The sequence below is a fragment of the Spirochaetota bacterium genome, from assembly GCA_026414805.1.
In the GTDB taxonomy this organism is placed as follows: Bacteria; Spirochaetota; UBA4802; order UBA4802; family UB4802; genus UBA4802.
This window is the reverse complement of the sequence record JAOAIH010000102.1, coordinates 1-7,634: the sequence shown is the minus strand read 5'-3', so window position 1 is coordinate 7,634 and position 7,634 is coordinate 1. Positions and strand designations below refer to the sequence as shown.

Below are 7,634 nucleotides of genomic sequence, written 5' to 3'. Positions count from 1 at the left end.
TGGGAGGGATAGCAAAATTTGGGGTCAGAGCCTAGATTTCAAGATCCTGAATCACGTTCAGGTTGACACATTATTTACTGGGGTCAGAGCATCTTATTCAAAAAAGAAAAATATATCTGAACAACATCTTTTCCAACTAAAAGTGAAAGAATAAATCCTAATGTTAAAAAAGGACCAAATGGTATGTGCACTTTGAGCGTTTTGCTCTTAAACACTGCATATCCTATTCCATACAGTGCACCTGTGATTAGAGCTATCTCCAAAGCTACTATTGATTCATATAATCCTAAGAAAAATCCTATTGCAGCAGCAAATTTTACATCACCACCACCAAATCCGCCTTTAATTAATAATAGCGGCACAATGAAGACAGCAAAGAGTAATGCTGCACCTTGAAAATGCACTACCCACTCACCTTCTGTTGCGCACACAATAATGCCTGATAAAAATAGAATTCCCACTAAAAAGTTTGGTATTTCCATAGTGATGACGTCGATTATGGCAATACATACGCTGGTGGTAATTGCAATAAAATATGCAGGAGCTATCGCCCAATTAAAAAATAAAAGGGTGGCGATAGCAACACAGCCGCAGGCGATTTCAGACAAAGGGTAAAGAAAAGAAATTGATTGCTTGCATTCACTGCAGCGACCTCTGGCAAGGAAATAGCCTGCTATAGGGATAAGGTATGCTGTTTTGATTTTTTCTTTGCAATATGGGCAGTGGGATGGATAGGTAAGCGCATGAAACGCATTGTTACTGTATGTACCATCAATATATCGTAAAATAAATGTATATAAAAAGCTGCCCCAGCTTGCGCCAAAAAGAAAGGCAATAAACAAGACAAAGATATTAGTTTCCATGGGTTACATTGCAATATAGTAGTTAACGCCAAAAAGAAGGAAATCACCTTTAACGGATATGGTTTGTTTTATTGTGCCACCAATCTCATCCTTGATGGGTATTGAGCGGCCTTCTTGGTGCATCCATTCAACCGATAAAGTGATCTTTGATGTAACGGGTGCTTCGGCTCCCATCATATAGTGAAATCCAGGTATTGAATCAGCAAAGCGATATCTATTGGCAGGTGCTGTTTGCTTCCATTCAAGGTATGCATAGTTATATGTTATACCGGTACCAATAAAAAAATATGTGCGCTGCCGTAAGGGCATAATAAGTCCAACTGTGGCGGGTAGGCCAAACTGATATGTTGAAATGGTAACTTTATTTGCGTCAGCTTTTCCACGCACGCTGTAAGGGCTTGTGAAATGTGTACCAATCCTTAAAAGAAAATAATTAAACTGATAGCGAATATTAATTCCCCAGGTAAATGAATAGGGTATCGTAATCTGTTCAACGGATGTGGCTGTGGTTTTTGCAGTAGTATTCCATTGTGTTATTGTTGGTTCTAAATGATTGGGGTCATATGTTATACCAGCATTAAGACCCAATGAAAATTCACCAATGGCATAAGCATGTGATACAACAAATATAACACATAGCAACATGATGCAGGTTAATAATGTATTATGGTGTACTCTTGTCATTGTATCCATCTTTATATTGGTTTAAAATAATATGATACACCCAGTAAAAAACGATACCCTGAAAAATCTATCGGAGCATAATCTGTATTGCCGTCACCTTTCTTGGAGTCCTTAATTATTTCGGTTGTTCCCTTATAATATGTGAGTGATGTAGTTAAGGCAAATTTTTCATTAATAAAATATTCGCCTTCAGTATTTATCACCAGCGGATATGCAGTTCCTTTGAAGTGTCCTTTATATGATAGTGGTGCATCTGACTCAAATTTATTTTTATATCGTCCCCATGCATACGCAACCCCACACGAAAAGGTTATCTTCATGTCTTTATAAAAGGGGATGACTATGCCTAATGTTAATGGGATATCAAAGCCATCAAAGTTGTAATTGCATTCAAGCAGCCTGTTGGTGCCGCCGTCGTTATATACGGTTTTGCCTTTGCCACCCCATACGCTTTTAAAATAATTTATGCCTATTCTAGCGGTGAAGAAATCATACATTACAACTTTGAATGTTGCTCCTACAGTTGCACCCATCAATCTGTGAATAGGTGCAGTTGAAAATCCTGTTTGTGATTTGTTTATTCCATCAATTCCTGTTGCAGAGCCAAAGGTATGTTCCTGTTCATAAGAATACAAGTTGCCCCCAAGAGATGGGATGTAACCAGCATACAGGCTAATTGCCTGATTAAATGGTGATATTTGCGCAAAAGCTATCCCCGGAGCTATCGCACAACATAGCATTAGTATTACGAGTCTATAAAACATAGTACATGACACCTATCATAATTCTGTGGCCACTGTAATCAATAAAGAGGTCTTTGTAATTATTAGGATTATAAGTACCTGTAGTTGCAATGACTGGCTTTGAACGTGCATCAACATACATCCATTCCATATACAGTGAAAACGAACTTGTAACATGCAGTTGCATGCCGGCTAAAAATCCTACACCAAACGCAGTTGCGTCGATATCTTCAGAAGTGCCATTGGATAATTTCGCCTTTCCAGTGCCATAAAAATATGATGCCCCACCACCTAAGTAGAATGCACCGCGGTCTTGCAGCGGAAATTGTAGGCCAGCATAAATAGGAAGCATGGTGTACGCAACATTGTATGTGCTAACACCTACAGTGGCCTGATTTTCCAACACTTTGCCTTTGTTAATTGTAAAGGATGCATCACCACCAGTGCGGATAAAGAAGAAAGGTACTGATAAACGCAGGGCAACACCAAAAATAGCGCTGTTTTGCGGCTCGGTTTGTGCATCAGGATAAAATGAAGTAAGGTCACCAACGTCATGTTGAGCGCCAATATGGATTCCCACCCCAAAGTAACGCTGGGCAAATACGTATGTATTTACACACTGAATAAATATGCAGAGTAGAATAGAGATAGCAGCTTTTTTAGGCATTTACAAACCTTTTAACTATATATAATACCATCGACATAAAATAATACAACTAAAAGAAAAATTGTCAAGATAGATTTTTTTTAAGCTACATATTCTTAAATAAATCCGCAGCTTTATTTTTGCTGGACAATCGCTCATAGTCGTCGTAATCAACAAAGGTGAGATGTGGAAGTTTTTTCTTCAATCGCATTACAACTTCGGCGCTTTTACTACCACGGGCATCTTTACTGGTTACATATTTGAATTCCCTGGCACAGTTTGGGCACTTTTGTAATTCTTGTAATTTTAAACCCGGCGTTTTACAACCCGGGCAAAACCCAAAAAGGTCATCAGCCATTAGTAAATGTTCCTGTACATCTTTAATATTGGTTTCCTGCCATATTCTGAGTAATTCCATAGCCATTTCCTTAATGATTTTTTGCTATTGTGCGATAGCTCATTGGAAAAATCAATTGTTTTTTAGTTGCAATAATTTAAACAGTTAGAAGATTGTGTTTATTGGTCTTTCATGTAAAATGTTTTACAGGAGTTCTTAATGGATACTATCGCACAAAAAAATGAAAGGATGATGGTGCTACTTATTGTGGTGTTTGTTGTTATCTATAAGTTTTTCACCTTCAGGATGTTTGATATTGGTGGCGATGCAATTAACTATTGGTTTGCAGCAAAACATTTATATTATAATATACCGTATATAGAGCTTGATCACCAGACTGCTCGGTTTGGGCTGATAATCCCTATATGGATTAGCCAGCTTTTATTTGGAGTTCATCCTGCAGTATCACTTATAATTCCAAACCTGTTTTTTGTCATTCATGTCATTCTTATATATAAAATTGGGAAATACGTAAAAAACTCAACTGTTGGTCTTTTTGCAGCAATTCTATATATGCTGTGCCCGTATATCATACGGTTTGGTACGCAGGTAGTTCCTGAAGCTGTTGGTGGTCCTCTGGTTACAGCATCGTTTTATTTATTGCTAAAATATAAAGATGACAATAACAAAGAATTTTTATACCTGACCATGTCAGCTTTTCTGTTGTTCTGGGCATATTGTGCTCATGAACTTGATATTTTCTTCATGCCAGGTTTTTTGCTGGTTATATGGCTTTTTAAACGAAATATGAAACATGCAATATTCTACAGTGCAGTTTTGTTTGTATTATTCCTTTTTGAAACAGCAGTATTTTATTACTATACTGGTGATATTATGGCTAGATATCATGCTATCACTGGCCATCATTTTACCCTTGAAAAGTTTGTTCCCATATCTTTTTGGCAGCTTTTTGAACGATATACTAAATCACAACTATGGTGGCGAATACCATTTTATTTATATCTTATTTTGCTGTATCCTATCTGGAAAAGGTCAGATATAAAAATAAAATCTGTTATTATTCCTGGTGTTATATTCTTTTTAATAATGCTTTTTGCAGTTAAGAGTATTAATCCCATAATACCTGCACTGGCATATAAAGAAGTCCATCTGCTTTTTGCGTTGCCATTCATGGTATTTGTTATCGCTTTTGCTATCGATTCCGGTATTACATATTTAGCTGATGTTATTAATAAAAAATGTATATTTTTAACAATGCCAATCAGGTTAAAGTTTTTGCTATGTTTATTGTCATAATAACAATTACAGCAATTATCATTACTTCTAGTAGTATATTGCCTGATAAAGCAGAACCGTACTATAATAATCTATTAAAATTAAAAGAACATAAGTTTCTGCGGTTTTTCACATATTTTACCATTTTTAACAGAGCTTATAACGATGGAGTGCCCATTGTATCTGATTACGTGTATTATATAAAGGATAAAGACATATATGATAAGGTTCAGAAACTTCGTATGGAGGGGAAAAATCTAACTGAAGCTTTGCAAATAATTGGAGTTGATCAAAAATATTATTCTTCTATTCGCCCTAATATGCCAGTCAAAAGCCTTAATGCTGTACGAAAGATATTCCTTGATATAAATCCAGTAAGTATTCCACCAATAAATACATTGCAGGTAGGAAACAGAATTGTGTATTATATTATAAAAGGCGATGTGCCTTTGCCACAACAAAAAAAATTATTTGCAGATGGATCACCGGTAGTTTATGCAACCAGCAGGGAGCTGAAAGCCTTAAAAGATGTTTTTAAAGTTAATCCCTGAATTTACAACAATAGTGAATTGTTACATTTTAGAAAATATACTTAGCGTATAATCTGCTGCTTTACTGTATATTGAGGCAGCATCTAAAATACTGTGGAAGATAATATAAGTAGGAAGGTGTTTATTTTTATTTTTCAAAAGATTTGTATATTTTTCGGGGTTTCTCTTTTTATACTCATCTGACATCCAAACAAACATGGCTGGATTTGTTATTTCTTTCCTGTGTATACCCGGTATATGGCCATAGTAGCCATCTTCGCCAAGAAATTCTCCATGGTCTGAACAATAGATAACTATTGCGTTTGTGTTTTGTAACCGCCGTATAACTTCAGATATGAAATAATCAGCATACAAAATTGAATTATCGTAATTATTTATAAGCTCATCGTGATTGCACCGCGATACATTGCTTGTAGTACAAATTGGCATATATTTTCTAAAAGTATCGGGATAATGCTTGTGGAATTCCCAATGGCTTCCCATACAATGTAATATTATGAGCTTTCGGTTCTTAATTTTCATTAGCTCATCCAATTCGGGTAGCATGTTTTCATCCAGGATAGAAGCATTTGTTACACTGAAGTTTTTGTTGTCTTTTTTATTCCATATAATTTGCTTTTTGATTGATGCTTCATTGGCAAATGCTGCTATATTTGAATAGCTATTGTCAATAAGGTCCTGATTGGATATCCATGCAGTAGTAAATCCATGTTTATTAAATAATGACACAAAGGAAGTTTCTTTATATGTGATATCTTCTTTTTCTTTTGTTGCCCGTGTCATCATTAGTGGAACTGATTTATTGGTAACTCCGTAGATTGAGTCAATATTTGGAAGGCTTACAACCTGTAGCTTTTCAAGATTTGGTGATGTCTTTCTTGTATATCCGTTTATTGAAAAATGATCTGCACGTGCCGCCTCTCCTATTATGAATACAACAGTAAGATCACTGTTTTTTTCCTTGTTAAAGAATGAAGGTAGTTTTGAGATATCTGTGCGGGGTTGATGTATAATTGTTTGGTATTTGTTATACATATTAATAGCATAAAAGAACGCATATGGCATCACAGGCCTTGAAAAGTATAGTACTAAAAGAATTGGGCTTAAAATGAATATTAATATGATTTTAATTTGCTTCCCAATTGCAGGATTATAAAATTTGTTGTAAGCATAAAGAAACAAAGCAGCACAAAGAGTAATAGTTAACGTCATTATTACTAAATCAAAACTTAACACACCTTTTGCTTCGTGAGGATTGGTTTGTAACAGTAAAATAAACGTATCAAACAAATATATTCTGACTTTGTATACTATAATAAAGTAAAGCATCATTGAGCTTAAAAAAGTGGTAAGTAAAGTAACAACAGTAAATAAGGTTTTATTAATAGAAACAACAAGAAAAAAATAAAAAACAAGTGGGATTGTTAGTATAAAAAGCAGGAGTGTATTTAAAAACGTATTGCCATATTTTACTGGATATCGCATGAAATCAATAGCATTGAAGACTAATGAATAAATAATTGAAAATATTAAAATTACAATAATGTTGCCATATTTAGTATTTATAAAAGAAACCCATTTGCTCCTTAAGCTTTCAAAAATTGTTTTTATCATTGCTTTGCCACTTTAGTTATTAGGATTTGTAATCAGAGTATATTGTACAAATGTTAATATATCATCTGAAATTATAGCTCAGAATTTATCATTACTCAATAATCATAAAAAAATATTGTATCTGGTTGTAACGGTAAATCTGATTTATAATTTTTATCAATTTGACAACCAGAATATTTTGGTTTCATAGCCAATAGGATATTGCTTTAGATGTATCTTAAGATGTGCAATGAATAGTAATATTGCATAGAATTTAACTCAGAATTGTATATCTAAAAAAATGCAAATAAAAAATTTTGGCGATAGCTCTAAAAATTGTTGCACTTTTGAAAAAGTAAAAAATAAATAGTATAATCCGTATTTGTAATCCGTATTTGGTCTGATTGTAAAAAAGATACCATTGCATATATAAAAAGCCCGCCTAATTTTGCAAACAGGCTGAATAGTGGTGCTGTGATTGGTTTTGGGGGTGTCTGTTTGCAATTCTTCCATGATTTGTTTTTTATAGCGGCATGTAATGCAATAATAAAATTATTTAATATAATTTTTACTGTCATCCTGAGACTAAGTTTATTTGCTATTCTGGATTTTTATCATTTGTCATCCAGAACTTTTGTTCTTTGTTGTCCTGAGTTTAAATTATTTGTTATCCTGAGATTTATTTGTCATCCAGTGTTTAAATCATTTGTCATCCTGAGCTTTTATTTATTTGTCATCATGAGTTTTAATTATCTGTCATCCTGAGCCTTTATTTATCTGTCATCCTATGCTTTTTTACATTGTCATCCTGAGCCAAAGGCGAAGGATCTCATTATGGCAGACAGCTTGTAGAATGAAGCGGCGCAGCTGTAGTGACCATAGAATTAAAGGGGCTCGTTGAAACTTGGGATTAGTTGGTAC

The 7,634-nt window shown here is 34.5% G+C and carries 8 protein-coding genes; 2 read left to right on the top strand and 6 right to left on the bottom strand.

The genetic code is table 11. The annotated features are described in order from the left end of the window. Window positions 1–83: 83 nt before the first annotated feature. From N3F66_14140 to N3F66_14120, 5 genes are all read right to left on the bottom strand, one after another. Window positions 84–863: a prepilin peptidase gene (locus N3F66_14140; protein ID MCX8125285.1), complete on the bottom strand. Its 780-nt coding sequence runs from the start codon at window positions 861–863 to the stop codon at window positions 84–86. A 3-nt stretch (window positions 864–866) separates the two neighbouring features. Next, window positions 867–1,547: a porin family protein gene (locus N3F66_14135; GenBank protein MCX8125284.1), complete on the bottom strand. Its 681-nt coding sequence runs from the start codon at window positions 1,545–1,547 to the stop codon at window positions 867–869. 11 nt (window positions 1,548–1,558) lie between these two features. After that, on the bottom strand, window positions 1,559–2,311 hold the full coding sequence (locus N3F66_14130; protein MCX8125283.1) for a hypothetical protein: 753 nt from the start codon (window positions 2,309–2,311) through the stop codon (window positions 1,559–1,561). After that, window positions 2,301–2,957 (bottom strand): porin family protein, encoded by a 657-nt coding sequence (locus N3F66_14125; GenBank protein MCX8125282.1) that lies wholly within the window; start codon window positions 2,955–2,957, stop codon window positions 2,301–2,303. Before N3F66_14125 ends, N3F66_14130 begins: the two co-directional genes overlap by 11 nt. Window positions 2,958–3,042: 85 nt before the next feature. Beyond that, window positions 3,043–3,354: a hypothetical protein gene (locus N3F66_14120; protein ID MCX8125281.1), complete on the bottom strand. Its 312-nt coding sequence runs from the start codon at window positions 3,352–3,354 to the stop codon at window positions 3,043–3,045. 138 nt (window positions 3,355–3,492) lie between these two features. On the opposite strand from N3F66_14120, the gene N3F66_14115 reads away from it, so the two are divergent. Together N3F66_14115 and N3F66_14110 are read left to right on the top strand one after the other, a co-directional pair. After that, window positions 3,493–4,590, top strand: a complete 1,098-nt coding sequence (locus N3F66_14115) for a glycosyltransferase family 39 protein (GenBank protein MCX8125280.1) — start codon at window positions 3,493–3,495, stop codon at window positions 4,588–4,590. Next, window positions 4,575–5,120, top strand: a complete 546-nt coding sequence (locus tag N3F66_14110) for a hypothetical protein (GenBank protein ID MCX8125279.1) — start codon at window positions 4,575–4,577, stop codon at window positions 5,118–5,120. The genes N3F66_14115 and N3F66_14110 overlap by 16 nt, the downstream gene beginning before the upstream one ends. A gap of 21 nt (window positions 5,121–5,141) precedes the next feature. On the opposite strand, the gene N3F66_14105 is transcribed toward N3F66_14110, so the two are convergent. Next, window positions 5,142–6,734: a lipid A phosphoethanolamine transferase gene (locus tag N3F66_14105; protein MCX8125278.1), complete on the bottom strand. Its 1,593-nt coding sequence runs from the start codon at window positions 6,732–6,734 to the stop codon at window positions 5,142–5,144. Window positions 6,735–7,634: the final 900 nt, after the last annotated feature.